Raw genomic sequence first — 26,340 nt, 5'->3', positions numbered from 1 at the left:
CGCAAAACGGATTGAACGATGATCGATCTCTATTACTGGAGTACGCCGAACGGCCACAAGATCACGATCTTTCTTGAGGAGACGGGGCTCCCCTACAAGATCATTCCGGTGAATATCAGCAAGGGTGACCAGTTCAAGGACGAGTTTCTGGCCATCGCGCCGAACAACCGCATTCCGGCGCTGGTCGATCACGCGCCCAAGAGTGGCAGCAAGCCGATCTCGGTGTTCGAGTCCGGCGCGATGTTGATGTATCTCGCCGAGAAGACCGGGAAGTTCCTGTCCGATGATCTCGCTGTGCGCTATGATGCGATCCAGTGGGTGTTCTGGCAGATGGGCGGCCTTGGCCCGATGGCCGGACAGAACCATCACTTCCGCAATTACGCGCAGGAAAAGATCACTTACGCCATCGACCGCTATGTGAACGAGACCAACCGGCTCTATGGCGTGCTCAACAAGCGCCTTGCAGATCGCAAGTTCATCGCCGGCGACTATTCGATTGCCGATATGGCGAGCTATCCCTGGATCGTGCCCTACAAGAACCAGGGCCAGGACATCAACGACTTCCCGCATCTCAAGCGCTGGCTCGAAACCATCGCCGAGCGGCCGGCGGTGAAGCGTGCTTACGAGATCGCCAAAGAGGTCAACCCCAATTTCGGCCAGCCGCCGATCCGGACCGACGAAGAGCGCAAGCTGCTGTTCGGCCAGACCTCGGCTGTGGTGAAGAGTTAGCTCAGAGTTACGAGAAGCAATCATGGCGCTGCAACTGTTCGAACTGGTCGGCACCGAAGAAGATCGTCCCTTCAGCCCGTTCTGCTGGCGCATCCGGATGGCGCTGGCACATAAGGGCCTCGACGCCACATCGATCCCTTGGCGCTTCACCGAGAAGGACGCGATCAACAAGCACAAATCCGACAAGGTGCCGGTGCTGCTCGATGGTGAGCGCGCGGTCAACGACTCCTGGGCGATCGCCAATTATCTCGAAGACACCTATCCGGATCGCCCGTCACTGTTCGGCGGCGAGGGCGGCCGCGCCATGGGGCGGATGCTGAACTGGTGGGGCGACACGGTTGTGGTTGCCGGCATGTTTCCGTTCATCGTCGCGGATATTCATGGTCATCTGCGTCCGGTCGATCAGGCCTATTTCCGCGAGAGCCGCGAGGCGCGGTTCAAGAAGTCGCTGGAAGAGGTCGCATCCAATCGCGACACGGGCGTAGATGCCTTCCGCAAGTCGCTTGATCCGATGCGCCTTACCCTGAAGACGCAGCCGTTCCTTGGTGGCGCCGCGCCAAACTATGCCGATTACATCGTATTCGGTCCGTTCCAGTGGGCGCGCGCGATCTCGCCGTTCAAGCTGCTGGCGGAAGACGACGCGATCTATGCATGGCGCGAAAGAATGCTTGATGCTTTTAACGGCATGGCGCGGAACTCGGCGGGCTATCCGGTCTGAGTTCCACTCTCTACGGGCGATGAATTGAGCAACGCTGGTATTCATGTCCGCATACCAGCGTTGTTCTCGATGGTGCTTGGTGTCTTCGTGAAAATCCGAGGATATTCCCTGTAACTCTCGCTATAAGGGAATACCTCAACGATTCACGCTGTCTCACGCGCCAAGGTCTCTATGTCCGTTCCGCCTACCAATCTCGCCGACGATGCCGTGATGTTCGATCTTGCCCCGGTCTCGCTCTGGATCGAGGACTACAGCGATGTGAAGGCGCTGTTCGAGCAGTGGCAGGCGCAGGGCGTCGACGACATCGAGACATTCCTGCTCGCCAATCCTGAACGGGTCCGTGAGTGCTCGCAGCACATCCGCATTCTCAAGGTCAATCGCAAGACGCTGTCACTGTTCGGCGCGCGCGACCTGTCTCACCTGACGCTTAGTCTCGGTCTGGTGATGCGCGACGATACGTTCAAGAGCCATGTGTCGGAACTGGCCCAGCTCTGGAGCGGCCGGAATCATTTTTCCAGCCATACGGTCAACTACACGCTGAAGGGCGAGCGCCTCGACATCCAGCTGCACGGCATTGTTCTTCCCGGGCATGAAGAGCGCTGGGATCGCGTAATGATCGCCATTGAGGATGTGACCGAACGCGAAGGCGCGCGTCGTCGCCTCGCGGAGAGCGAGAATTATGCGTTCGGCCTGTTCGCGCATTCGCCGGTGTCGCTGTGGGTCGAGGATTTCAGCGGCGTCAAGCGCCTGGTGGACGACGTTCGCGCGCGGGGCATCGAGGATTTTCGCGTGTTCACGGATGTGCACGAGGAATTCGTTTTGCGCTGCATGAGCGAGATCCGTGTGCTCGATGTCAACAGCCGTACGCTGGAATTGTTCGGAGCGCCCGACAAGGACACGTTGCTCCGTCAATTGTCGGATGTGTTTCGCGACGAGATGGAGCCGCATTTCCGCGAACAACTTATCGACCTGTGGGAGGGCAAGCTGTTCCAGCAGCGCGAGGTCGTCAACTACGCGCTCGACGGCACCAAGCTGCATCTGCTGCTGCAGTTCTCGGTGTTGCCCGGGCATGAGCGCGACTGGTCACAGGTGCAGGTCGCGCTGACCGACATCACCGCGCGCAAGAAGGCGGAAGCCTATCTGGAATATCTCGGCACCCACGACGTATTGACGCGCACCACGAACCGCTCGTTCTTCGTGGACGAACTCAACCGGCTCGAACGCAAGGGATCGCAACCGGTCACCGTGATCGTTGCTGATCTTAACGCGCTGAAGACTGCCAATGACGATCTTGGCCATGCCGCCGGCGACGGGTTGCTGCGCCGGGCCGGTGAAGTGTTTGGCGAACTGGTCGAAAAGCCGGCGACGGTGTCGCGCATCGGCGGCGACGAATTCGCCATCTTGCTGCCCGGAGTGGATGCCGCCGGCGGCGAAGCTGTGCTTGCCTCGCTGGCGCGGCTGATCGAGGTCAACAACCAGTACTATCCTGATCTGACGCTGAGCCTCTCCACCGGGATTGCCACCAGCCGGGCCGGCGAGCGACTCGAAGCCGTGGTCAAGCGCGCCGATATGGAAATGCTGCAAGCCAAGCGCAGCTACTATGCGCAACCCGATCGTGACCGGCGCAGCGCGGGCATGGTGTAGGCAATCGCGGCAATCGGCGCGCTTGTGTCGGTGACATCGCGACTGGAACGATGATTTCGTCGTGCACCACGCAGACGCCACTGCGTTCGCGTTACCTCGGTCGGTGATCTCAGGCGCAGCCTTTGGCGATAACGCGCTCGCCCTTCACCACGGTCTGGATCATCTTGCGGGCAACGGCCTGGAACTCGTCTGGCTTTAAATAGCCCTTGCTATAGGCTTCCTGGGTCAGGCGATCGATGCGCTTGTCATCTGTGCTGGCCCATTGCTTGGCGATGTAGTCGGCGCCGAGTTTCCCGAAATTCTCAGGATAACGCTCCATCTGGTTCTGCCGGTGATAGTAGTATTCGCCGAGACCACTGATGAACTCCTTGCGGCTTTCTTCGATGCACAGGCTGCCGGTCGGCCGCGCGAGGGCCCGGAAAGCACTCTGCCGTTGTTTCTCGCGGCCCTCGACAAGGTATTTCTCGTCGGAGCCGTAAGCACGGTCGCTGTTCGGCAACTGTTTCGGCGGCCGAGCGGGCGTAAAGGCCCAGCCGGCGATCTGCCAGAGGACAATGGCCGCTATGACGTAAAGGAGTTTCATCGGCGCGGCCGTTCGGTCGGCCGTGTACAGGCGGAGACCGGATTGCCCTGGCTGCTTGCCAGCGTCATCACCTCCATTTGCAGTTTCGGTGGGAAGTCGTCTTTGCTGATTCCGCCCTTCTCGAAGGCCTCGTTGAGGGCGGCGCGTACGCGCTGATCGAGCGGCGAGGAGTACATGACATTGGCGCGCTCCAGTACGGCCTCGCAATTGCCGAACATGGGATTGCATTTGTCCCGCCAAGCATAGCCCGCTGCATAGGCCGTAGTGGCTGCCACGAGATTGGCCTTCATGCTGGCATCACAGGGGGACAGCGCATAGCCGGTGGCGGCCTGCAGCGCTTCCATACGCAACGGATTGCGTTTGGCGTTGTCCGGATCGTTGATCGCTTCCTGGGTCCGCCGCTCAGGTACCTGCTCGGTCTTGTCGTTGCCGAATGTGGCATCGACCGTCGCCGCCATGGGTTTGGCGGGCGACGTGAACGGGGAGCGCGTCGGAAATCCGCGCGCGGCCCAGACGCCGATGACGAAGGTGCTGACGGCGACGCCCACGAAAAGGGCAATACGGTTCATGGCAATCCCGCACGGGTTTCAATCGGAAATTGCATAGACCGAGGCGGCTTTAATGTGAGGTAACCGCGTGCCTTGCGATGTTCTCAGGCTTAATCGTCTCGTGACCGTTCCGCTCAAGTTTGAACGAACGGGTGGCGCCGGGGCACCACGTCCGTCAGGTCGTGGCGTGCGCTGCCGCTGCCTTCGCGCGCAGGCAGTCGCGGCACAGGCAATCGCCGCCTGTGGTCGGCATCGGCAGTTTCGCGGTCTCCTCGGCGCACCAGCAATTGCCGGACAGGTCGCAGCCGAATTCAGTCCCGCAGTCCGAACAGGTGAGGCGGCGGCTGAGCGGCTGTGCAGTTTCTGTCCGATAATTCATGAAAGCAGCCCAAATTTCAGCGCGATCTTCATGCCGGGTTCATCTGTTCCACCCGTATATCTGGGGTGTCGCCTTTGATGTTCCAATGCATCATAGGACGAAGGCAGAGTGAGGGAAACCCGATGGCCCGCGACCCGCAAGGTGCGCTGATCGCGCTGAACCGATTCGGTTTTGGCGCGCGGGGTGGCGCTTCCGGCGACATCGTCAATGCGGCCTCCGATCCCCGCGGCTTCGTGAAGGCCGAGCTGGCGCGCCCCAATGCGGCGCTGCTGGAATTGCCTGGCCTGCAATCCACGACCGAGCTGGGGCAGGCGATGTTCGCCTATCAGCTCGAAGTGAAAACGGCACGCGAGGCGGCGCTGAAGACGCCGGGGCTGGTGCCGGTCGAAGCGCCGCCGGCTGCGATGGACAGGAAGCCGGAAGCTCCCGCGATGACCGGCAACACCACCATGACAGTGCAGCCTGACGCACCGAAGCCGCCGCCGGCCGTCGCGCTGCCGCCGAATGTGGTGCAGAAGACCTATCGTGCAGAAGCGCTGGCGCGGATCCAGCGCGCGACCATTACCGAGGGTGGCTTTGTCGAACGCCTCGTCGTGTTCTGGTCGAACCATTTCTGCATCTCGGCCAGCAAGGGCGACCCGGCGCGGATGTGGGCTGGCTCCTTCGAACGCGAGGCGATCCGCCCCTATGTGCTGGGCAAATTTGCCGACATGCTGAAAGCCGTCGAACAGCATCCGGCGATGCTGTTCTTTCTCGACAACCAGCAGTCGATCGGCCCGAATTCAAAAGCCGGTGAGAGGGGCAAGCGCGGCCTCAATGAAAATCTCGCACGCGAGATCATGGAGCTGCATACGCTCGGCGTCGGCGGTGGTTACACGCAGGCCGATGTGACGTCGCTGGCGCGCATCATCACCGGCTGGACCTTTGCCGGCCGCGAAGGAAAGATCGGCACGCCCGGCAGTTTTGCCTTCAACGCCAATGCGCATGAACCGGGGCCGCAGCAATTGCTGGGCAAGACCTATGACGACACCGGCGTGGCGCAAGGCGAAGCCGCGCTCGCCGATCTCGCACGCCATCCATCGGCGGCGACATTCATCGCCAGGAAATTCGCGCAGCATTTCGTGGCTGATGCGCCGCCGCCGGCACTGCTGGCGCGGCTGGAAGGGGTGTTCAAAAAGACCGACGGCGATCTGAAGGCGCTGGCGCTGGCGCTGCTTGATTCCAATGAAGCCTGGCAGATGCCGATGGCCAAGCTCCGCACGCCCTATGAATATCTGATCTCCACCGGCCGCCTGCTGGCGCGCATCCCCGAAGATCCCGGCCGTTACTTTGCGGGACTGCAGACGCTTGGCCAGCCACTCTGGACACCGCCGGGGCCGAACGGCTTTCCGGACGGCAATGCCGCCTGGGCCGTGCCCGAAGGCATGAAGCTGCGGCTCGATCTCGCCGCACAGGTTTCGTCGCGCATTCCCGACAGTATCGATCCGCGCGAGATGCTCGACGTGGTCGCCGGCGAGGCGGCCTCATCCGAAACACGACAGACGATCGCGCGCGCGGAGACGCGGCAGCAGGCACTGACGCTGCTGCTGATGTCGCCGGAATTTCAGAGGAGATGACGATGGACTGCTGTGAAAGCCGCATGCTCGGCCCCACACGCCGCTCGCTTCTGTTATCAGGCGCGGCCTTTGCCGCCTGGGCCTATCTGCCGAAATTCGCTAGGGCCGCCGACGCGCGCGATCCGCGCCTGATCGTGGTGATCCTGCGCGGCGCGCTCGATGGTCTGGCCACCGTCGCGCCGCTCGGCGACCCCGATTATGCCGGTCTGCACGGCTCGATCGCGCTGGCGAAGGATGGCCCGAACGCAGCCATCGCGCTGGACTCGTTCTTCGGCATGCATCCAGCGATGCCGGAATTTGCGCGGATGTATGGCGACAAGAAAGCTGCCGTGGTCCATGCGGTGGCGACGTCCTATCGCGAACGTTCGCATTTCGACGGCCAGGACGTACTGGAGAGCGGCTATGCCGGCCCCGGCCGCGTGCAGTCGGGCTGGCTCAATCGCGCCATCGAAGCGCTACCGCGTGGCGAACGCGTCTCGTCCGGTCTTGCGATCGGACCGACCACGCCGCTGGTGCTGCGCGGCGCCGCGCCAACGGTTGGCTGGGCGCCGGTCAATCTGCCCAATGCGGCCGATGATACGGCGATGCGGCTGATGCAACTCTATCAGGACCGCGATCCCGCTTTGGCGACGGCACTGTCGCAGGGCCTGAAGCTCGACAAGATTGCCGTTGGCGACGAGATGAAACCGAAGGGCGGCGGCAATGCCGTAGCGGCGATGCGCCAGGTCGCACGCGGCGCAGCGAAGCTGATGGCCGCGGATGACGGACCGCGCATCGCGGCGCTCGCCTTCGATGGATGGGACACCCATGCGCAGGAAGGCGGGCCGGTCGGGCGTCTCGCGCAATTGCTCGGCGGTCTCGATGGCGCGCTGGCGGAATTCGAGAGCGGGCTTGGGCCGCATTGGCGCGACACGGTGGTGGTCGTGGCCACGGAGTTCGGCCGCACCGCCAAGATCAACGGCACGGCCGGCACCGACCACGGCACCGGCACGATTGCGTTGCTTGCGGGTGGCGCGGTCAAAGGCGGCTGTGTGATTGCGGACTGGCCGGGCCTTGCGAATGGCAAACTCTATGAAGCCCGCGATCTCGCCCCCACCACGGATCTGCGCGCGATCTTCAAGGGCGTGCTCCACGATCATCTCGGCATCAGCGAGCGTGCACTGGCTGAGCAGGTGTTTCCTGACAGTGCGCTGGTGAAGCCGGCGAAGGGATTGGTGGCTTAACCGACGGCTAGAGGGAGCTCTTACTTTCCCCTCTCCCCCAGCGCAGCGAAGCTGCGCGCAGTGGGAGAGGGTGCCTGAGCGAAGCGAAGGCGGGAGAGGGTCTGGCCGCAAGCACGACAGGGCCCTCTCCCGTCTCGACCGCTGTCGCGGTCGATCCACACTCTCCCGCGGCGCGCGGCGTTGCCGCGCTGGGGGAGAGGGGAAGAGTCTGTGCGCTTCCTACCCCAGCGTAATCCCGTCGATTTCCTTCATCTCCTCCGCCGTCAGCTTCCACTGCGCCGCCTTCACATTTTGCTCGATCTGCTCGGGCGATGATGCGCCGGCGATGACGCTGGAGACTTGCGGGCGGGCGGCGAGCCACGAGAAAGCGAGCTCAAGCATCGAATGGCCCCGCGCGCTGACGAAGGCCTGCAGTTGATCGACCAAGGCGATGTTGCGCGGGTTCAGATAGCGCTCCTGCATATAGGGGGTCTTGCCGAAGCGCGTATCGGCGGGGACGTTCTTCAGGCCGGCATATTTACCGGTCAGCATGCCGCCGGCGAGCGGGAAGAACGGCAGCAGGCCGAGATTGAAATGCTGCGCGGCTGGCAGCAGGTCCTTCTCGATGTCGCGGACGACGAGACTGTATTCGTCCTGGCACGACACGAAGGGCGCAACGCTCATCTGGCGCGCGGCCATCTCGGCTTCGGCGATGCGCCAGGCCGGGAAGTTGGAATTGCCGATATAGCGCACCTTGCCCTGGCGGACGAGGTCGTCGAGCGTGCGCAGCGTCTCCTCGATGGGCGTCAGCGCGTCGTAATCGTGCTGCTGATACAGATCGATATAGTCGGTCTTCAACCGCTTCAGGCTGGCTTCGACGGCGCTCATGAGGTAGCGGCGCGAGGCGCCCTGCTTGCTGCCGTCATTGCTCATTGGCTTGCAGTATTTCGTCGCCAGCACGATGTCCTTGCGGTGATCGCCCAGCACTTCGCCCAGCACCGTCTCGGAGCCACCCATGCCGGCATAGATGTCGGCGGTGTCGAACAGCGTGATGCCGAGATCGATGGCCCTGTGGATGACCTTGCGCGCGGTCTCCAGATCGGTGCGCTGGCCGAAATTGTTGCAGCCGAGACCGACGGCGGAGACGCGAAGGCCGGAGCGGCCGAGATTGCGGGTTTCCATGATGAGTGTGCCTTGTGAGGGAAGCGCGGACCAAGGTTATGGCGCGCACCTCGTCGCGCAGCAAGACGCTCTGCATCATGGCAGTCGCGCGGGCGCTCAGGCGATGGCGGAAGCGGACTCGGGCGTTTGAACTTCGGGCGCGGGCAGGGCGGTCGGGGTCTTCCGCGGCGGCCCGGCGCGCAAGGCTGTGGACGTCATGCGCCGCACAGCGTTTTCCGCGTTACGCGTGATGGTCTTGCGATCAGCGGACATGTCATAGGCGACGGCTTCGCCCCAGCTTACGACGACGTCGATGGCGCCCGACGACAGGATGCCGATGAAATGCGGGATCAGATCGATGTCGCCATACCATGCCACGTTTTCGCGAAAGGCGCGGCCGACCGGCAAGCCACCGAAGCCGACATAAGCAATCGACATCGGCTGCACCGTGATCTCTTTGTGATGCGTGGAATCGCCGAGCGCGTGATGCACCGAGCCGACCAGCGCCGAGCGGAACGGCAGCACGCGCATGCCGTCGCTGGAGGTACCCTCCGCGAACAGGACCACCGCGTCGCCGGATAGCATGCGGTCGCCGATTTCCTGCGCCGTCGCGCCGGTCTTCTGCCGGCGTTCGCGCTCGACAAAAATCGTGCGCTGCAATTTGGCAAGCCAGCCGAACACCGGCCATTTGGCAACTTCGCTCTTGGCGACGAACACCACGGGCGCCCTGGCGCCGATGATGATGATGTCGAGCCATGAGACGTGATTGGAGAGGATCAGGACCGGCGTGTCCGTCGTCTGCTTGCCGACCTCGTGAATGCGCACCCCGATCAATGCGCAAAGCACGCGGTGAAACAGATGCGGAATGCTCTGCTGCCAGCGCAGGCCGAAGGCCAGTGCGATCAGCTGAAACGGCGCCAGCAGCAGCGTCAGCATGGTCAAGGAGATCAGGACGGCGGCGAAACGGATCATGGGTTTATTATACCGGGGCCGACTTCCGCAGGCAAAGTCAGTTGCATGAATTAAGAGAAACCACGGCAAAAAGAAGCGGTCCCGGTCAGCGCGGCAACTGACGGAGACCGCTGGGGAAGCACCCGATTGGCGACGGGGGGAAGCAACCGGCTGCATGAGGAGCCTAGCCGGGGCGAGTGACATCGCCATGACAACCCGGGATATCCACAGGCGGCGTTGTGCCCTATTCGGCGGCGTCCAGCCGGTGGGAGCTGAACACGTCGCCCTCGCGCAGCGCCAGATAGTAGTCGCGCTCGGAGAGCTCGTCGGTGTGACGAATGAGGTCGGTCACCGGAGTGTAGCTCAGCATCCGCCCGCCATCGGGCAGCACGGCGCAACTCATCCGCAGCACCCGGCCATTGGCGAGGCGCAACGTCGTCGGCGTGGAAGTGCCGGCGCGGATCATCTCGACGCGCCTGGCGATGAAGCTGTCGACCTCGTCGTCGGGGAGGGCGTAAGCGTGGATATCGCGCGCGTGATACATCAGCGCGATCAGCGGCGGCTTGCTGTCGGCCTTCTCATCGGGGAGCGTGAAGTAGTCGCGGAAGGCGCGGTTGATGAATTCGGCGCGGGTGTCGGCATTGAGAAGCACGACACCGATATCGATCTGGTCAAGTGCAGCCGAAAGGCGCTGGGCAGTGGCGTGCTGCTCGTTCTCGCGGGCCCGTGCCGCGCGTCGCAGCCGGAAGAGGCGGATTGCCAAAGTAATCCCGACGGCTGCGATCACAATGATCGCCGTTTCAATTCCCGGATCGAGAATCAGTCGCCAATCGTACTGCATCGGTCGTACCTGTGTCCGTACAAAGGTAAGAAACGCAGGTTGGCCTCTGGTTGCAAAAAGGCCCACAATTTCCCGGCGGTATAGCTAACGGCGCGTGAAGAGCCCGGCATCATTTTCCCCTTGTTCGCTTCAAATGCTATCGATGCCACCGGAACCGGCGCCGGCCCCTGAATGTTAGCGCCGGGATTTAAAAAGGACCCCGATCGAATGCCCTTCACCATTCCGCCGCTGCTGCTGCCGATTTTGATGCTGCTAGCCTCGAATATCTTCATGACCTTCGCTTGGTATGGCCATCTCAAATTCAAGGATCACTCGTTGCCCCTCGTCATCATGGTGAGCTGGGGCATTGCCTTCTTCGAATATTGGCTGGCGGTGCCCGCCAATCGCTGGGGCAGCGAGGTCTACAATGCCGCCCAGTTGAAGACGATGCAGGAAGTCATCACGCTGGTCGTGTTTGCTGCATTTTCGGTGCTGTATCTGAAGGAGCCGCTCGGCTGGAATCACGCGCTGGGCTTTGCCTTCATCGCGCTCGGGGCGTTCTTCATTTTCCACAAGTGGTCGTAGCAGCGACCGCTTACTTCCCGGCTGGCGTAATCCGCAAGATTCGTCCTGCCGAACTATCCGTCAGCAGCCACAGCGCGCCGTCCGGTCCTTGCCGGACGTCGCGGATGCGTTCGTTGAGATTTTGCAGGACGCGCTCTTCGGACGTGACCGTGTTTCCGTTGAGCTGTAGCCGCACCAGCATCTGGCCTGCCAGCGCGCCGGTGAACAGGCTGCCCCGCCAGCGCGGGAAGAGATCGCCGGTATAGAACGTCATGCCGGACGGGGCGATCGACGGCACCCAGTATTTCACCGGCTGCTCCATGCCTGCCTTCGACGTGGTTTCGTGGATCTTCGCGCCGGAATAGTCGATGCCGTAGCCGATCACAGGCCAGCCGTAATTCTTGCCCTTGCCGATGATGTTCACTTCATCGCCGCCGCGCGGCCCGTGCTCGGTCTCCCACAACTCACCGGTCGCCGGATTGATGGCGAGACCTTGCTGGTTGCGATGACCGTAGCTCCAGACCTCCGGCCTGGCGCCGTCGCGGCCGACAAACGGATTGTCTTTCGGTACAGATCCATCCGGCGCGATGCGGATCAGCTTGCCGAGATGATTATCGAGATTCTGTGCCTGATCGCGGCCGCTATAGTGTTCGCCGAGCGTAACAAACAGGTTGCTGTCAGGCGCCTGAACAATACGGCAGCCGTGGTGATTGCCCGACGACAGCGGGCCGTCCTGGCGAAAGATCACCTTCATGTCGTCGAGACGCGGCGCAGTGCCGTCGATGAGCTTGCCGCGCGCCACGGCGGTGCGACCGCCGCTGCCCGAACGTTCCGAGTAGCAGAAGTAGATCGTGTTGTTCTGCGCGTAGTTCTTGTCGGTGATGACGTCGAGCAAACCGCCCTGGCCGATGGCCATCACCTCGGGCACGCCTTTCACCGCAGGCGACAACTGTCCCTGCGGCGAGACGATACGGATGCGGCCGGGCCGTTCAGTGACCAGCATGCGGCCCTCGGGCAGGAAGGCCAATGCCCATGGATAAGCGAGACCGGAGGCGACAGTCTGTACTTCGAGCCTGCCGGCCGACGAGCCGAACGAGGTGTTTTCGCCGCGGGTGGTCGTGGCGATCAGAAGGGTCGCGGTCACGACGATAGCCGCCGTCAACGTGACAGTGACCCAGATCACGGGCCTTTTCATCGGTATGGCTCCATCACGGAGTCGCAGGTTGCATAAGCGATGCGCGGCATCGCGGCTGAGTGTTTATGAGTTGTGGGGACCGTCAGAGCGGCATCGCACTCGCCACCGGGATCGACATCACGGTGAGGGCGAGGATGACGCAGAGCGACAGACAGCCAACCGCGAGCGACGCCGCGACGGCGTGGGTCAACCGGGTGGATGCGATGGACGTGGGGCCCGCCTGAAATCCTGCACCCACGCGAAGCGACCGTATCATGGCCGTAAATCCTTCAAATCGCGGGCGAATCACCCGCGTGCTACAAATTCGCAGCTGCGGCAGGCGAGATTTGGGCGGGATTGGCCGTAACTATGGCGGGAAAATGGCATTCACAGCGCTTATGCCCGCTATTTCAGGACTTAAGCGTCGGCAACCACGTCCAAAGTATCGTATTCCGACGACGTCGGGTGCCAGTCCATGGAGATAAAGCCCGGCTGGGTTTCCACCAGACGCAGCCAGCGGCGGATCGACGGAAAGCTGGACAGGTCGAAATCGCACTTCTCGGCGACGTGGGTGTAACCGTATAGCGCGATGTCGGCGATGGTCAGCTGGCCCGCGGCGAAGAAGTCATGGATCTTGAGGTGATTCTCCATCACCTGCAGCGCGGCATAGCCCCGCTCCATCCAGTCTTCCAGCGCGTGGGTCTGCAGGTCGCGGCCGCCGCGCACCAGGCACAGCCAGAAATAGGCGGCACCGAGATTCGGCTCCAGCGCGTGCTGCTCGAAGAACATCCACTGCATGGCTTCGGCACGGTCCATCCGCGATTCCGGCGCCAGAGATGTACCGATGGCGACATACCACAGGATGGCGTTGGATTCGGCGAGATAGCGGCCTTCGGCGATCTCGAGCAGCGGCACCTGACCGCTGGGGTTCTTGGCCAGAAATTCCGGGGTACGGCTCTCGCCGCGCAGAATGTCCACTTCGATGGCGCGATAAGGCGCGTCCAGGAACGCCAGCGCAAGGCGAACCTTGTAGCTATTGCCAGAGCGCTGCATCGAATAGAGTTTGTACATTCGCAGATGTTCAATTCATTTCAGGTCAAGGCAACTGCGCGATTGGCCAGCGCAGATCGCGGTTAGACAATGATGCTGATGCGAGCCTGTCGCAAGGCCCACGGAATGGAAAAAGTCGAAAACGGCTGCGGCAGTCTGGATTGAGAAAAATGTATGTCAGGCAGCATTCGGCAATGGAAGATCACGCTGCCGCGATCTGTGTGTGAAGGTGCCGCGATGTGCTGTTATCAGCGAGTGCGCGCTGCAGCACGATGATATAAAAAGCGATCATCACCAGAAAGCCGAGCGGCAGTTCGATGGCGCCAGCGATGCTGCGCGTCAGCAGCGGCATGATCCAGGTCAATGTGAGCAGGCTGATCTCGCCCGCGTGAAAGCCATGATCGAGTCCATGCCGCGCGAAGAAGGCGATGGCGATGGCGAGCACCATGAGATCGTAGTCGAGCACATAGGGCGTCGCCAGAAGGCTGCCGATCGCGAGTGCTGCTGCCTTGAGTTCGAACGCTGCATGGCTGCGCCATAGCCACATCAAACTGATGGCAATGCCGGCTGCGAGACCGAACTGTGCGGCATAAGCGACAGGAAGACCGGCGCCCCACATCCGTGTCGCGGCGAAGATCGACTGGATTTTCTGCCACCCGGTGCCGCCTTGTTCGAGTACGACATCGCGAGTGAAAGCAGTGGAGTCGGCAAAGGCCTGCCAGATGCCGGCGCCGAATAACCCCGTGCTCAATACGATGAGGACAGCGACGGTGAGCGCGGCCGATACCATCGTGATCCAGCGTCTATCGGCGAGCAGGGCGAGAGGAATCAGCACACCGAATTGCGGCTTGTAGGCCAATAGCCCGATCAACACGCCGGCCAGCCACGGCCGGCGATGGAGCAGAAGCAATGCGCCGCCCAGCAGTGCGGTGGTTAGAAATCCGTTATGGCCGTGACCGACATTGATGAAGACGGCAGGAAAGGCGGCGGCCACCAGCAGCGTTTCCCGGCGGGGCAGGATCGTGCGGATCGCGGCGAGGTAGGCGGCGAAGCTGGCGACGAGCCACAGACCGAGCCCCCATCCATAGGGTACCGTGGCCACCAGCGCGGCAATTCCGAGAAAGAACGGCGGATAGTGCCAGCCGTAGAACGGCACAACGCGGCCGAACACCCTCTGTTCTGCGGCATGTTGCAGGGCGGGATCATAGGCGTCGGCGGGTTTGCCTTCGAGGGTGAGCCGGCCCGCCGCATAGATGTTGGAAAAGTCGGTCCCGATCGGCTTGCCATTGCGGTCGATCACGCCGTCCGAGACCGCAATCCAGCCGGCGAAGGCCAATGTGCCCAAAGCGAGCACGATCAGGCTGTAAGCCCGCACGCGTTCGAGGGTCAGCCATGCGCCGCTTTCAATGTGCTGCCAGATCCAGATCATTTTAAGGGTGCATTTTGGCCCAAATCGTCGATTGCGACGTGCGGTTGACGCTACCGTCCCCCGTTTAACGCTTGCTGAATTGCATCACTTCCAGATGTGTTTTTGCCCAAGCTTCTTGCGATGCAACGTCGCACGCACTAGGGTGCGCCGATCCCAGCAGGATCAGCCATTTTGACGTCGCCGACCGCGGGTCCGCGACCTTTCTCAGGAGAAGATGATGTCGTTTTTGTCCGCTGCGCTCGACCGTGTGAAGCCGTCCGCGACGATCGCGGTGACGGATAAAGCACGTGCGCTGAAAGCAGCCGGCCGCAACGTCATCGGTCTTGGTTCGGGCGAGCCCGATTTCGACACCCCGGCGAACATCAAGCTGGCAGCGATTCACGCCATCGAGGCCGGCAAGACCAAGTACACCGCCGTGGACGGTATTCCCGAACTGAAGGAAGCCATTATCGGCAAGTTTCAGCGCGAGAATGGCCTGACTTACAAGCCGAACCAGATCATCGTCGGCACCGGCGGCAAGCAGGTGCTCTACAACGCGCTGATGGCGACGCTGAACCCGGGTGACGAAGTCATCATCCCGGCGCCGTATTGGGTGAGCTATCCGGAAATGGTGGCGCTGGCCGGCGGCACGCCCGTGTCCGTGGTCTGCACCGCAGAATTCGGCTTCAAGCTGCAGGCTTCCGCGCTGGAAGCAGCGATCACGCCGAAGACCAAGTGGATCATCCTGTGCTCGCCTTCGAACCCGACGGGCGCCGCCTACAAGAAGTCGGAGCTCAAGGCGCTCACCGATGTCCTCGTGAAGCATCCTCACGTTTGGGTGATGACCGACGATATGTATGAGCACCTCGTCTATGACGACTTCGAATTCACCACGCCGGCACAGATCGAACCGTCCCTGTTCAATCGCACGCTGACCGTGAACGGCGTCTCCAAGGCTTACTGCATGACCGGCTGGCGCATCGGTTACGCCGGTGGTCCCGCCGAGCTCATCAAGGCAATGGCGACGATCCAGTCGCAGTCGACCTCGAACCCGTCGTCGATCGCGCAGTGGGCGGCGGTGGAAGCCTTGAACGGTCCGCAGGATTTCATCCCGAAGAACAATGCCGTGTTCAAGGAGCGCCGCGATCTCGTGGTGGCAATGCTGAATCAGGCCTCGGGCATCAACTGCCCGCGTCCGGAAGGCGCATTCTACGTCTATCCGTCCTGCGCCGGCACCATCGGCAAGACTGCGCCTTCGGGCAAGGTTATCGCCAATGACGAAGACTTCGTCACAGAACTGTTGGAAACCGAAGGCGTGGCGGTGGTGCAGGGTTCGGCCTTCGGCCTTGGCCCGGCATTCCGCATCTCCTACGCGACGAAGACGTCCGATCTCGAAGATGCCTGCAAGCGCATCCAGCGCTTCTGCGGAAATCTTCGGTAACAAAACCCGCTCCGAAACTTTTGACGGTTTCGGGGCTTATTCCGGGAAGCGCCTTGTTTTCGACACGGCGCTTCCTTCTTGTCCCCTCGCTATCAAAATCCCCAAGGTGGAGTAACACTATGCGACTTTCCAAGATGTTCGGCCTGACGGCCGTGGCCTTTGCGGCGTCGGTTGCGACCGCAAATGCACAGCAGCCTGGCAGCGTTCAGGTTGGCGTGCTGGAGTGCCGTGGCGGCCAGAACGTCGGCTACGTGGTCGGTTCGAATGCGCACCTCAACTGCGTCTTCCAGAGCGCCGGTGGCCGCGCCGAAGGTTACGTCGCCAACATCCGCCGTTTCGGCCTTGATCTCGGCTTCACCGAAAACACCACGGTGCAGTGGGCTGCCTTCGCTCCGACCACCCGCGTGCCACGTGGCGCGCTGGCCGGCAGCTACGGCGGCGTCGGTACCAACGCATCGGTTGGCCTCGGTTTCGGCGGCAATTTCCTCGTTGGCGGTCCGGGCAACACCTATTCGCTGCAGCCGATCTCGGTGCAGGGCCAGACCGGTCTGAACGTCGCCAGCGGCATCGTTCAGCTCGAACTGGAAGCGACCGGTCCGGTCAGCGGTCATCGCTACAACAAGAAGCGCCGTCATCGCAGCCATCGCTAAGCGATCGCTACGATCGCCAGCGATCGCTGTGATCGCGTAAGCGATCCGGCAAGGTTAACGAAAAGGCCCGCGCGAGCGGGCCTTTTTTGTTGCGCGCGCTACGCGTGCGCCGCTGTCATTGGGCGGTATCATTAGCTATGGATAGTCGATCCACATCCTTACTTCCGTTCATCACCCGGAGATTCCTGATGGTCCGCCTCTCATCGCTCGTTCTCGGTATCGCTGCCGCCGCCTTTTTCACTGCATCGCAAGCGCAGTCGCAGCAAGGCGTGCAGGTCGGTGTCTTGAATTGCCGGGGCGGAGCCAGCGTCGGATTCGTCGTGGGCTCGGTGACCAATCTCGGCTGCGTGCTCACCGGTACCGGTCGTCCGGATCAGCCTTATGTCGCCACGATCCGCAAGGTGGGCATCGATCTTGGTATTACCGAACAGACCGCGCTATCCTGGGCCGTGTTCGTGCCGGTGAACTATAGCGGTCCCGGCGATCTGTCCGGCAACTATGCGGGCGCGCAGGGCAGCGCGTCGGTTGGTGTCGGCGTCGGCGCGAATGTCCTGGTTGGCGGTTCGCAAAACGCCTTCTCCCTGCAGCCGCTCAGTCTGCAGGGGTCGGTGGGACTGAATGTCGCCGCCGGCCTGCAGAGCCTGGAGTTGCGCCCCGGTCGCTGATCCCGCGGCGATCGCTCGCACAAATTCATCCGGCTTCGCCCATGGCGGAGCCGGATTTTTTATGGCGCAATCCGATCACGTTCATCGCAGCGCAGCAACTTTTCCATCTTGCCAAATATCCGGACCGGGCGGAGCATTGACCGCCGACCCAATCATGGGCCGAGCTCCACATGAGGAGGCGGCAATGGGACAAGACCTGAGAAGTCCCCGCGGTCCACAAGGCAATGCCGCAAAGTGCATTGCGCTGGTGGGCCCTTTCCAGAGCGGAAAAACCACACTGCTTGAAGCGATCATGGCCCGCACCGGGGCGATCCCGCGGGCCGGCAGCGTCGACAATGGGACAAGCATCGGCGATGCCAATGCGGAAGCCAGAGCCCACAAGATGGGCGTCGGCCTGACGGCGGCGACCACCACCTTCATGGGCGACAGCTACACATTCATCGACTGTCCGGGTTCGGTGGAATTCGCGCATGACATGCGCGCGGCATTACCCGCCGTCGATGCAGCCATCGTGGTTTGCGAGGCGGATGCGCGAAAATTGCCGCAGCTGCAATTGATCCTGCGCGAACTCGAAGACCTCGGCATTCCCAGATTTCTGTTTCTCAACAAGATCGACCGCGCCCACAAGCGCGTGCGCGAGACGCTGGCGACATTGCAGCCGGCCTCGCGCGTGCCGCTGGTGCTGCGGCAGATCCCGATCTGGAACGGCGATCTGGTCGCCGGTTTCGTCGATCTCGCGCTGGAGCGCGCTTTCGTCTATCGCGAGCACAAGGCGTCCGAAGTCATCAAGCTCGAAGGCGGCGATCTCGATCGCGAGAAAGAGGCGCGTTTCTCCATGCTGGAGAAGCTTGCGGATCATGACGACGCGCTGATGGAGCAGTTGCTTGACGACATCGCGCCGCCGGCCGACGCCGTGTTCGACGATCTCGCGCGCGAATTGCGCGAAGGTCTGATCTGTCCGGTGCTGCTGGGCTCGGCGATGCGCGAGAATGGCGTGCTGCGGCTGATGAAGGCGCTACGCCACGAGGCACCCGGCGTGGCCGAGACGGCCAAGCGCCTCGGCGTGCCTGACAGCAAGGATGCGATCGGTTACGTGTTCAAGAGCAGCCATCTACAGCATGGCGGCAAGCTGTCTTACGCGCGCGTGCTGAGTGGTCATCTCGATGATGGCGCAACATTGCTGTCCTCGTCGGGCGAAAGCGGGCGTGTCTCCGGCATTCTTGCGGCGAGCGGCGGACATGACAGCAAGCGCGCATCGGCCGAAGCGGGCGAGACCGTCGCGCTCGGCAAGCTCGATCATGTCAGGACCGGCGACACGATCTCGACCGGCAAGACTGCGCCGGCCTCTGTCGTGAGTGTCATAGCTGCATCGCCCGTGCTGGCGATGGCGCTAGCGTCCGCCGATCGCAAGGACGACGTCAAGCTCGGGCAGGCGCTGTTGCGGCTGACCGAGGAAGATCCGTCGCTTGCGGTGGTCAATAATGCGCAGACCCATGACGTGGTGTTGTGGGGGCAGGGCGAGATGCATCTGCGCGTGGCGATGGAGCGCCTGCACGAACGCTTCGGCATCAACGTCAAATCGCATGCGCCGGTGATCGGCTATCAGGAGACCATCCGTAAACCGATCACCCAGCGCGGCAGGCACAAGAAACAGTCCGGCGGTCACGGCCAGTTTGGCGACGTTGTGCTGGAGATCGGCCCGTTGCCGCGCGGCGAGGGCTTTGCATTCCAGGAAAAGGTGGTCGGCGGCGCGGTGCCGCGCAACTACATTCCCGCGGTGCAGGAGGGCGTCGTCGACGGGTTGCAGCGTGGCCCGCTTGGTTTTCCTGTCATCGACGTGCAGGTGACGCTCACCGACGGGTCGTATCACAGCGTGGATTCTTCCGATCAGGCGTTCCGGACGGCTGCCCGGATCGGTTTCACCGAGGCGCTGCCGCAATGCCAGCCGGTGCTGCTGGAGCCGATCCATACGGTGGAGATCGTCTGTCCCACCGAGGCCACGGCCAAGGTCAACGCCATCCTGTCAGGACGGCGCGGCCAGATCCTCGGCTTCGATACCCGTGACAACTGGCCGGGCTGGGATACGGTGCGCGCGATGTTGCCGGAAGCGGAGATCGGCGACCTGATCGTCGAACTACGTTCGGCCACCGCGGGTGCCGGCAGCTTCACCCGCAGCTTCGACCACATGGCCGAAGTCTCGGGCCGCGCCGCCGACCAGATCGTTGCGGCGCATCGGGTGGCGGCTTAGTACAGTGGCCCATGACGCTTGGACCGCGGGTTGTAATCATTGGCAATAGCGGCTCGGGCAAGAGCACGCTGGCGCGGCAGCTTGAAAGCCGCGTCGGCGGCGAACGCACGGATCTCGATCATATCCATTGGCTGGACAGGGTCGGTGTGAAGCGCGACGAGGGGCAGGCCAAAGAACTGGTGGCCGCCCTTGCCGTGAAGTCGAACTGGATCATCGAAGGCGTTTACGGCTGGCTGGTCGAAGCGGCATTGCCGCGCGCCACAGCATTGATCTGGCTCGACATGAGCCCGGAGGTTTGTCGTGATAGCCTCGCTCTCCGGGGCCCTTGGCGTGGCGCGACGGCCGAGGAACATGCAGATTTTCTGGCTTGGGCCGAGGCCTACTGGCAGCGCAAAACGTCGAGTTCGTTCGCTGGCCACCTGGCGCTGTTCGACGACTTCGGCGGCGTCAAACGACGCCTGACATCGCGCGCCGCTGTCGCCCAGTTCATGGCGACCATGGCGGCTTCGCCGATCGAGTGATGTTTTATACATCATTGAAGATATCTCAAATATGATATAAGACTCGTGAAACTGGAAACCGCCCTTGATTACATCGTTTCAGATGCGGGCCGCCCGTGCGCTGCTGGGTATCGATCAAAAACGGCTGGCCGAAATGGCCGGCGTGTCGCTACCGACCATCCAGCGGATGGAAGCGAGCGAAGGCAATGTCAGGGGCGTGGTGGATTCGCTGATCAAGGTTGTCGATGCCCTCGATCGCTCAGGCGTCGATTTGATCGGCGAGAACGTCCGCAGCGATTCCGGCGGACGAGGGGTGAGGCTGAAACAGCCCGGTCCACCACCGAAACTTGAAGAGCCAAAGCTGACGGATTGAGAACGGGCCGCGGCCTCGATCGAGATCCGCGGCAGGTGACAGGGGCGAGTCGGGAATGGACATGTCCAGAAATCGCGCGTGGGGGCCGCATCAGCCGACCTTCGCCGAACTGTTCACGCCGAAATTGATCACGGTGTTGCGCGAAGGCTACGGCATCGCCGATCTGCGCGCCGACATCTTGTCCGGCTTGACGGTGGCAATCGTCGCGCTTCCGTTGTCCATGGCGATTGCCATAGCCTCGGGGACGTCGCCGGATCGTGGCCTCATCACCGCTGTGATCGGCGGCTTCCTCGTGTCTGCGCTGGGTGGAAGCCGCTTTCAGATCGGCGGTCCAGCCGGCGCTTTCATCGTGCTGGTGGCTGCCACCGTGAGCCGCCATGGCATCGACGGACTGATCCTCGCGACCATGATGTCGGGCGTTTTTCTGATGGCGGCCGGCTATCTCCGGCTTGGCACCTACATCAAGTTCATTCCCTATCCGGTCACGGTCGGCTTCACAGCGGGCATTGCCGTCATCATCTTCGCCAGCCAGATCAGGGATCTGTTGGGGTTGACGCTGACTGGCAAGGAGCCGGGAGATCTCATTCCCAAACTGGAGGCACTGGGTGCAGCGTTGCCGACGGTGAACGCTGCGGCCGTTGCCGTTACCATCGTCTCGCTTGCGATCATTGTCGGGCTTCGGACGCTGCGGCCATCATGGCCCGGCATTCTGATCGCGGTGGTCGTGAGCGCCGTCGCGGCAGCTTCGTTGGCGTTGCCCGTGGAAACCATCGGCACCCGCTTCGGGGGCATTCCGCAATCGTTTCCGTTGCCAACGCTGCCCGCGATGTCCTTCGCCAAATTGCAGGCCATCCTGCCCGATGCCATTGCCTTCGCGCTGCTCGGCGCCATCGAATCGCTTTTGTCGGCGGTTGTTGCCGATGGCATGACCGGGCGGCGGCACCGGTCGAACTGCGAGTTGGTGGCGCAAGGCGTCGGCAACATCGGCTCAGCCTTGTTTGGAGGAATCTGCGTGACCGGCACCATCGCGCGGACCGCGACCAATGTCCGGGCTGGCGCGCATGGGCCGGTCTCGGGCATGCTGCATTCTGTGTTCCTGCTGGCGTTCATCCTGATCGCAGCGCCACTGGCGAGCTACATTCCGCTCGCGTCGCTGGCCGCCGTGCTGGCGGTAGTGGCGTGGAATATGGCAGAGAAGCATGAGTTCATCACGCTGCTGCGTTCGTCATGGGGCGATGCGCTGGTCCTGCTGGCGACGTTCCTGCTGACCATTTTCCGTGATCTCACCGAGGGCATCCTGGTCGGCTTCGCGCTTGGCGCCGTGCTGTTCATCAACCGCATGGCGGAGATCACGGGGATAGAGGCTGATGGGCCGCTGGTCGCTGCCGATCGCGCGGATGATGCCAATGGCGATCGCGCACCATACGATGCGATGTTGGCGAGCGATCCGGACGTGCTGGTCTATCGCATCACCGGTGCGTTCTTTTTCGGCGCGGCCTCGACCATTGGTTCGGTGCTCGACGGCTTCTCGGATCGCCACAAGGCTTTCGTGATCGATTTTGCCGCGGTCCCCTTCCTGGATTCCACTGCCGCGAATGCGATCAAGGGCATTGCCGAGAAGGCAAAGCGACAGGGCGTCCGCGTGATTCTCACCGGCACCTCGCAGGGCGTGCGCCGGGCGCTGCTGACCCACGGCGCGCGACCGCCACTGGTCAAATACCGTGCTGATGTTGCAGCGGCCGTCAGCGAGATCAAGACCCGACGCGCTGCAGCGATCCAGGAGGCGTCGAGCTGATGGCATCGGCAATTGCTCGCAGCTGCAGTATTGATCGTCTGCATGGTTGTCGGACTTGCTGTGCGCTGCAAACTGTCTGATGATTAAGAGCCCCTGCATGATTTTTATGCTACGCACGCTTCCGCTTGAAGCGAAGGATGAATGATGCCGAACGAGACCACGCCCCGCGCCGCCTGTTTGATCGGCTGGCCTGCCGCGCATTCGCGCTCGCCGCTGATCCACCATCACTGGCTGCGCAGCATGGATATTCCGGGCGGTTACAGCATCGAGTCGATCCCGCCGGAAGGCGTAGCCGAATTCGTGATGAACCTCTCCAAGCACGGTTACATCGGCGCCAATGTCACGATCCCGCACAAGGAGCGTGTGCTGAAGCTGACCTCACCGGATCGCCGCGCGCGCGCGGTCGGGGCCGCCAACACGTTATGGTACGACCACGGCACGCTACGCGCGACCAATACGGATATAGAAGGCTTCATCGACAATCTCGATCATGCAGCTCACGATTGGGACCACACGGACGATGCACTGGTGCTCGGCGCCGGCGGTTCGTCACGCGCGGTGGTGTTCGGGCTGCTGGAACGCGGCATCAAGCATATCTATGTCGCCAATCGCAGTCTCGATCGTGCCGAGGCGATGGCTGCGCAATTCGGGTCGCGGGTCGTGCCGCTGGCGTGGGAGCATGTCGCCAGCATGTTGCCGCGCGCATCCTTGCTGGTGAACACCACGTCGCTCGGCATGAGCGGCCAGCCGCCACTGACCATCGATCTCGATCAGCTGCCTGACCAGGCGGTCGTCGCCGATCTCGTTTACGTGCCGCTCGATACGCCGCTGCTCGCCGGCGCCCGCACGAGGGGCCTCCGCACCGCTGATGGTCTCGGCATGCTGTTGTATCAGGCCGTGCGTGGCTTCGAATTGTGGTTCGGGCAGCGCCCCGACGTGACGCCGGAACTGCGTCGCCTCGTCGAGGCCGACCTCACAGTGGCGTGAGCGGGGAATAGCTATTTGGCCTTGGGGTTTCCATCTGCAGCGGTGGGCGCTGCCTTCAAAGGAAATTCCCCTATGGTTCAGATCGTATCGACTTCGGCTCGCTTGTTCGCGGGCTCACTTCTTGCTGGTTCATTGCTGATTTCCGCCGCATCGGCGCAGCAGTCGCAACCCCTTCGCATCCGTGGTGCCATCGAAGCCGTCGATGGCGCTGTGCTGACGATCAAGACGCGCGAAGGCGATGAGCGCAAAGTGAAGATGACGGACAATGTCACCGTCACCGGCATTGCCAGAACGACAATGGCCGAGGTGAAGCCCGGCTCCTATATCGGCGTGACCGGCATGCCCCAGGCCGATGGGTCGCAGAAGGCCATCGCGATCCATATCTTTCCAGAAGCGATGCGCGGCACCGGCGAAGGCTCGCGCCCCTGGGATCTGCGCCCCAACAGCAGCATGACCAATGCCACCGTCGATCAGAAGGTCCAGGCCTCCGATGGCCAGACGGTGACGGTGAAGTACAAGGACGGGGAAAAGAAAGTGACCGTGACGCCTGACACACCCATCGTGACATTCGTGCCGGGCAACAAGGATGAACTCAAGCCTGGCGCCAAGATCATCATCATGGGCGCTACCAAGAAGGATGACGGCACCTTCGAGACGGCGCGGGTCAATGTTGGGCTGGATGGGTTGACGCCGCCGATGTAGGAAGTCGAAACAGCGGAGGAGCTCTTGCGCAGGCCATTCCTCACACCGTGCCTAATCCTCGGATCTCTGTTGTTCTCTGCGCTGCAATTCGTTGCTGCGCAGACACTTGCTCCGACAGAGCGCGTGCTGAACCTACCTGTTCATGGCGGCGATCAGCAGCGCGCGCTCTACGTCAGTCCATCGCATCCACGCGCGACCATCGTGATGCTGCCCGGCGGAGCAGGCGATGTAGGTATCGCCCGGGATGGCGAAATAGCGCACGGTAACAACTTCGTCGTCCGCTCGCGCATGCTCTGGAATGCTGCGGGTTTCGCGGTGCTGATCCCCGACGCCGTCGATAGTCAGAACTTGCGCGGGCTGCGCAGCTCGCCGCAATATGCAGCACTTGTGGGCGATCTCGTCGCTGCGGCTCACGCGCAGGCGCCGGGACCGGTCTTCCTGCTCGGGACCAGCCAAGGCTCGATTGCGGCGATGAACGGCGCAGCGAATCTGCGTGACGGTCAGATCGCAGGTATCGTGCTCACTGAGTCGGTGTCGCGCCTTGGTGGTAGCCACGAGACGGTGTTCGACGCGCATCCTGAACGAGTCAATGTGCCCGCACTCGTCGTTGCCAATTCAGACGATCGCTGCAATGTCGCACCGCCGGAAGACGCCGACAAGATCGCAGCAGCGATGAGCGGCGCGCCGCGCGTCAAGGTCCTCAGGGTCAGAGGCGGAGATCAGCGCTCGTCCACGGATTGCGGATCGCTGTCTCCGCACGGCTATTACGGCATCGAGCAAAAAGTCGTCGATACGATCGCCGCGTGGATCGACGCGGCGATCTGACGAGTCCTCACTGCACCAGCACGTGCCTGTCGATCTCGGCGATCGAATTCACGCCGCACAGGCCCATGGTCACGCTGAGTTCGTTGCGCAGGATGTCCAGCGCCTTGGTCACGCCGGGGCCGCCATAGGCGCCGAGACCGTAGATATAGGCGCGGCCGATCATGCAGGACTTGGCGCCGAGGGCGAGCGCACGCATCACGTCCTGCCCCGAGCGGATGCCGCTGTCGAACATCACTTCGATCTCCGAGCCGACGGCATCGGCGATCCCCGGCAGCACCGAGATTGACGATGGCGCGCCGTCGAGCTGACGTCCGCCGTGGTTGGAGACGACCATCGCCTGCGCGCCGACCTTCACGGCTTCGCGGGCATCCTCGATATCGTGAATGCCCTTGATCACGATCTTGCCGGGCCAGATGCTGCGGATCCAGTCGAGATCCTTCCAGTTCAGCGACGCATCGAATTGCGATGCCGTCCACTCCGCCACTGAGCCGAGATCGTTGGTGTTCTTCACGAAGCCGGCGATGTTGCCGAAGTTGCGCCGCTTGGCTTTCAGCGTCCGCATTAGCCAGCCGGGCTTGCTCATGAAATCGATCAGGTTCTTCACATTCAAGATCTGAGGCGGCACCGACAGGCCATTCTTGATGTCGGCATGACGCTGGCCGATCACCTGCAGATCGACGGTCAGCACCAGCGCGCTACACTTCGCCTTGATGGCGCGCTCGATCAATTCCTTGATGAAGCCGCGATCCTTCATGACATAGAGCTGAAACCAGAACGGTTTTTCGACATTCTCGGCGACGTCTTCGATGGAATTGATCGACATCGTCGAGAGCGTATAGGGAATGCCCGCCGCCTGCGCCGCCCGGCAGGCGTGAATTTCGCCGTCGCCATATTGCAAGCCGGTTGAGCCGACCGGCGCGCAGATCAGCGGCATGGTGGCCTTCTCACCGAGGATGGTCGTCGAGGTGTCGCGATTGGCGATGTCGACCAGAATACGCTGGCGGAACTTCAGCTTCTGCAGATCCTCGCAATTCGCACGGAACGTGTCTTCGCTATAGGAGCCATGGTCGACATAATCGAAGAACGCCTTCGGCACGTTGCGCTTGTGCTCGAGGCGAAGATCTTCGATGCAGGTGATATGCTTCATGAGATGTCCCAGCCGTTCTTGTCTTTGCTTGTATTTGCTTGTTTCGGTGTCATCTAGCATGGTTAGGCGGTCCGCCATATCATCCTTGTCATTGGAATGTCGTCGAAATTGAAGGAGGCCAGAATGTCCGGCTCCAAGACAAATCCAGCAGGCCACGGGGCCGGCAAGGCTCCCGGCAAGGCAGCCGAGGACGAAGAAAAGCGACAGCTGGAAGTTGCGCTGGACGAAGGACTGGAGGAGACTTTTCCGGGCTCCGATCCGGTCAGTGTGACCCAGCCTGCCCATTCAAAGGCGGACGCGCATATCAAGCGAAAGGGCTGAGCGGGCCGGGTTCCGGTCAGTCGATGCTCCATCGAAGGCATTACATGGAAGGTAAGGTATATAAGTAATATCAATGGCTTGTCGTTAATTACGTGTTCCGGGCCTTGGTAATGATTCATCATATTTTTTGAAGCGATTT

The 26,340-nt window shown here is 62.1% G+C and carries 28 protein-coding genes; 17 read left to right on the top strand and 11 right to left on the bottom strand.

Annotated features, from left to right (window positions below):
- The first annotated feature begins 18 nt into the window (after positions 1 to 18).
- From AC1DUY_RS20105 to AC1DUY_RS20095, 3 genes are all read left to right on the top strand, one after another.
- Complete coding sequence (locus AC1DUY_RS20105; RefSeq protein ID WP_478116507.1) at positions 19 to 729, top strand: glutathione binding-like protein; 711 nt, start codon at positions 19 to 21, stop codon at positions 727 to 729.
- Between the two features lie 22 nt (positions 730 to 751).
- Complete coding sequence (locus AC1DUY_RS20100) at positions 752 to 1,447, top strand: glutathione S-transferase family protein (RefSeq protein ID WP_089261744.1); 696 nt, start codon at positions 752 to 754, stop codon at positions 1,445 to 1,447.
- Between the two features lie 171 nt (positions 1,448 to 1,618).
- A complete protein-coding gene (locus AC1DUY_RS20095) occupies positions 1,619 to 3,091 on the top strand; it encodes a sensor domain-containing diguanylate cyclase (protein ID WP_478116504.1) in 1,473 nt (490 codons plus the stop codon).
- Between the two features lie 109 nt (positions 3,092 to 3,200).
- On the opposite strand, the gene AC1DUY_RS20090 is transcribed toward AC1DUY_RS20095, so the two are convergent.
- From AC1DUY_RS20090 to AC1DUY_RS20080, 3 genes are all read right to left on the bottom strand, one after another.
- The gene (locus AC1DUY_RS20090) at positions 3,201 to 3,674 is read right to left on the bottom strand and encodes a hypothetical protein (protein WP_478116502.1); all 474 of its coding nucleotides are present in this window, start codon (positions 3,672 to 3,674) and stop codon (positions 3,201 to 3,203) included.
- Positions 3,671 to 4,243 (bottom strand): hypothetical protein, encoded by a 573-nt coding sequence (locus tag AC1DUY_RS20085; protein ID WP_478116500.1) that lies wholly within the window; start codon positions 4,241 to 4,243, stop codon positions 3,671 to 3,673. Before AC1DUY_RS20085 ends, AC1DUY_RS20090 begins: the two co-directional genes overlap by 4 nt.
- 154 nt (positions 4,244 to 4,397) lie before the next feature.
- Positions 4,398 to 4,601: a hypothetical protein gene (locus tag AC1DUY_RS20080; protein ID WP_315840855.1), complete on the bottom strand. Its 204-nt coding sequence runs from the start codon at positions 4,599 to 4,601 to the stop codon at positions 4,398 to 4,400.
- A gap of 122 nt (positions 4,602 to 4,723) precedes the next feature.
- Between AC1DUY_RS20080 and AC1DUY_RS20075 the strand changes: the two genes are divergently transcribed.
- Together AC1DUY_RS20075 and AC1DUY_RS20070 are read left to right on the top strand one after the other, a co-directional pair.
- Positions 4,724 to 6,217 carry a DUF1800 domain-containing protein gene (locus AC1DUY_RS20075; protein ID WP_184513854.1) on the top strand — a complete coding sequence of 498 codons (1,494 nt, stop codon included), beginning with the start codon at positions 4,724 to 4,726 and terminating at the stop codon, positions 6,215 to 6,217.
- On the top strand, positions 6,214 to 7,440 hold the full coding sequence (locus AC1DUY_RS20070) for a DUF1501 domain-containing protein (RefSeq protein ID WP_478116498.1): 1,227 nt from the start codon (positions 6,214 to 6,216) through the stop codon (positions 7,438 to 7,440). The genes AC1DUY_RS20075 and AC1DUY_RS20070 overlap by 4 nt, the downstream gene beginning before the upstream one ends.
- 219 nt (positions 7,441 to 7,659) lie before the next feature.
- On the opposite strand, the gene AC1DUY_RS20065 is transcribed toward AC1DUY_RS20070, so the two are convergent.
- The 3 genes from AC1DUY_RS20065 to AC1DUY_RS20055 all read right to left on the bottom strand — a co-directional run bounded on the left by AC1DUY_RS20065 (position 7,660) and on the right by AC1DUY_RS20055 (position 10,372).
- Positions 7,660 to 8,601 carry an aldo/keto reductase gene (locus tag AC1DUY_RS20065; RefSeq protein ID WP_478116496.1) on the bottom strand — a complete coding sequence of 314 codons (942 nt, stop codon included), beginning with the start codon at positions 8,599 to 8,601 and terminating at the stop codon, positions 7,660 to 7,662.
- A gap of 96 nt (positions 8,602 to 8,697) precedes the next feature.
- Entirely contained in the window at positions 8,698 to 9,552 is an 855-nt protein-coding gene (gene olsA / locus AC1DUY_RS20060) for a lyso-ornithine lipid O-acyltransferase (protein ID WP_478116494.1), read from the bottom strand.
- A 223-nt stretch (positions 9,553 to 9,775) separates the two neighbouring features.
- A complete protein-coding gene (locus AC1DUY_RS20055) occupies positions 9,776 to 10,372 on the bottom strand; it encodes a PAS-domain containing protein (protein WP_089261730.1) in 597 nt (198 codons plus the stop codon).
- A gap of 207 nt (positions 10,373 to 10,579) precedes the next feature.
- On the opposite strand from AC1DUY_RS20055, the gene AC1DUY_RS20050 reads away from it, so the two are divergent.
- The gene (locus AC1DUY_RS20050) at positions 10,580 to 10,936 is read left to right on the top strand and encodes a DMT family protein (RefSeq protein ID WP_068731204.1); all 357 of its coding nucleotides are present in this window, start codon (positions 10,580 to 10,582) and stop codon (positions 10,934 to 10,936) included.
- Positions 10,937 to 10,946: 10 nt separating this feature from the next.
- Here AC1DUY_RS20050 and AC1DUY_RS20045 read toward each other — a convergent pair whose 3' ends face one another.
- The 4 genes from AC1DUY_RS20045 to AC1DUY_RS20030 all read right to left on the bottom strand — a co-directional run bounded on the left by AC1DUY_RS20045 (position 10,947) and on the right by AC1DUY_RS20030 (position 14,568).
- Complete coding sequence (locus AC1DUY_RS20045; protein ID WP_478116492.1) at positions 10,947 to 12,110, bottom strand: PQQ-dependent sugar dehydrogenase; 1,164 nt, start codon at positions 12,108 to 12,110, stop codon at positions 10,947 to 10,949.
- 82 nt (positions 12,111 to 12,192) lie between these two features.
- On the bottom strand, positions 12,193 to 12,366 hold the full coding sequence (locus AC1DUY_RS20040; protein ID WP_478116490.1) for a hypothetical protein: 174 nt from the start codon (positions 12,364 to 12,366) through the stop codon (positions 12,193 to 12,195).
- Between the two features lie 140 nt (positions 12,367 to 12,506).
- Positions 12,507 to 13,160 carry a glutathione S-transferase family protein gene (locus tag AC1DUY_RS20035; RefSeq protein ID WP_089261726.1) on the bottom strand — a complete coding sequence of 218 codons (654 nt, stop codon included), beginning with the start codon at positions 13,158 to 13,160 and terminating at the stop codon, positions 12,507 to 12,509.
- Between the two features lie 181 nt (positions 13,161 to 13,341).
- The gene (locus AC1DUY_RS20030; RefSeq protein ID WP_478116487.1) at positions 13,342 to 14,568 is read right to left on the bottom strand and encodes a glycosyltransferase family 87 protein; all 1,227 of its coding nucleotides are present in this window, start codon (positions 14,566 to 14,568) and stop codon (positions 13,342 to 13,344) included.
- Between the two features lie 217 nt (positions 14,569 to 14,785).
- Between AC1DUY_RS20030 and AC1DUY_RS20025 the strand changes: the two genes are divergently transcribed.
- The 10 genes from AC1DUY_RS20025 (at position 14,786) to AC1DUY_RS19980 (ending at position 24,733) form a co-directional block, all read left to right on the top strand.
- Positions 14,786 to 15,988 carry a pyridoxal phosphate-dependent aminotransferase gene (locus AC1DUY_RS20025; protein WP_068731379.1) on the top strand — a complete coding sequence of 401 codons (1,203 nt, stop codon included), beginning with the start codon at positions 14,786 to 14,788 and terminating at the stop codon, positions 15,986 to 15,988.
- Positions 15,989 to 16,107: 119 nt separating this feature from the next.
- A complete protein-coding gene (locus AC1DUY_RS20020) occupies positions 16,108 to 16,638 on the top strand; it encodes a DUF992 domain-containing protein (RefSeq protein WP_068731210.1) in 531 nt (176 codons plus the stop codon).
- Positions 16,639 to 16,826: 188 nt separating this feature from the next.
- On the top strand, positions 16,827 to 17,303 hold the full coding sequence (locus tag AC1DUY_RS20015; RefSeq protein ID WP_068731211.1) for a DUF992 domain-containing protein: 477 nt from the start codon (positions 16,827 to 16,829) through the stop codon (positions 17,301 to 17,303).
- Between the two features lie 184 nt (positions 17,304 to 17,487).
- Positions 17,488 to 19,551 (top strand): elongation factor G, encoded by a 2,064-nt coding sequence (locus AC1DUY_RS20010; RefSeq protein WP_175367574.1) that lies wholly within the window; start codon positions 17,488 to 17,490, stop codon positions 19,549 to 19,551.
- An 11-nt stretch (positions 19,552 to 19,562) separates the two neighbouring features.
- Positions 19,563 to 20,072 carry a P-loop NTPase family protein gene (locus AC1DUY_RS20005; protein WP_478116484.1) on the top strand — a complete coding sequence of 170 codons (510 nt, stop codon included), beginning with the start codon at positions 19,563 to 19,565 and terminating at the stop codon, positions 20,070 to 20,072.
- A gap of 64 nt (positions 20,073 to 20,136) precedes the next feature.
- Entirely contained in the window at positions 20,137 to 20,424 is a 288-nt protein-coding gene (locus AC1DUY_RS20000) for a helix-turn-helix domain-containing protein (protein WP_089261718.1), read from the top strand.
- 61 nt (positions 20,425 to 20,485) lie between these two features.
- Complete coding sequence (locus AC1DUY_RS19995; protein WP_478116482.1) at positions 20,486 to 22,219, top strand: SulP family inorganic anion transporter; 1,734 nt, start codon at positions 20,486 to 20,488, stop codon at positions 22,217 to 22,219.
- Positions 22,220 to 22,360: 141 nt separating this feature from the next.
- A complete protein-coding gene (locus tag AC1DUY_RS19990; RefSeq protein WP_478116480.1) occupies positions 22,361 to 23,206 on the top strand; it encodes a shikimate dehydrogenase in 846 nt (281 codons plus the stop codon).
- 72 nt (positions 23,207 to 23,278) lie between these two features.
- Positions 23,279 to 23,908: a hypothetical protein gene (locus AC1DUY_RS19985; protein ID WP_478116478.1), complete on the top strand. Its 630-nt coding sequence runs from the start codon at positions 23,279 to 23,281 to the stop codon at positions 23,906 to 23,908.
- A gap of 69 nt (positions 23,909 to 23,977) precedes the next feature.
- Positions 23,978 to 24,733, top strand: coding sequence for an alpha/beta hydrolase (locus tag AC1DUY_RS19980; protein WP_478116476.1), 756 nt, complete (start codon positions 23,978 to 23,980; stop codon positions 24,731 to 24,733).
- A gap of 7 nt (positions 24,734 to 24,740) precedes the next feature.
- Here the strand turns inward: AC1DUY_RS19980 and AC1DUY_RS19975 are convergent, their stop codons facing one another.
- Positions 24,741 to 25,880 (bottom strand): alpha-hydroxy acid oxidase, encoded by a 1,140-nt coding sequence (locus AC1DUY_RS19975; RefSeq protein ID WP_478116474.1) that lies wholly within the window; start codon positions 25,878 to 25,880, stop codon positions 24,741 to 24,743.
- A 123-nt stretch (positions 25,881 to 26,003) separates the two neighbouring features.
- Here AC1DUY_RS19975 and AC1DUY_RS19970 point away from each other — a divergent pair, with 123 nt between their 5' ends.
- The gene (locus tag AC1DUY_RS19970) at positions 26,004 to 26,201 is read left to right on the top strand and encodes a hypothetical protein (protein ID WP_141137017.1); all 198 of its coding nucleotides are present in this window, start codon (positions 26,004 to 26,006) and stop codon (positions 26,199 to 26,201) included.
- Positions 26,202 to 26,340: the final 139 nt, after the last annotated feature.

The organism is Tardiphaga sp. P4_G1 (assembly GCF_056401215.1).
This window is presented reverse-complemented; position numbering and strand designations above follow the sequence as displayed.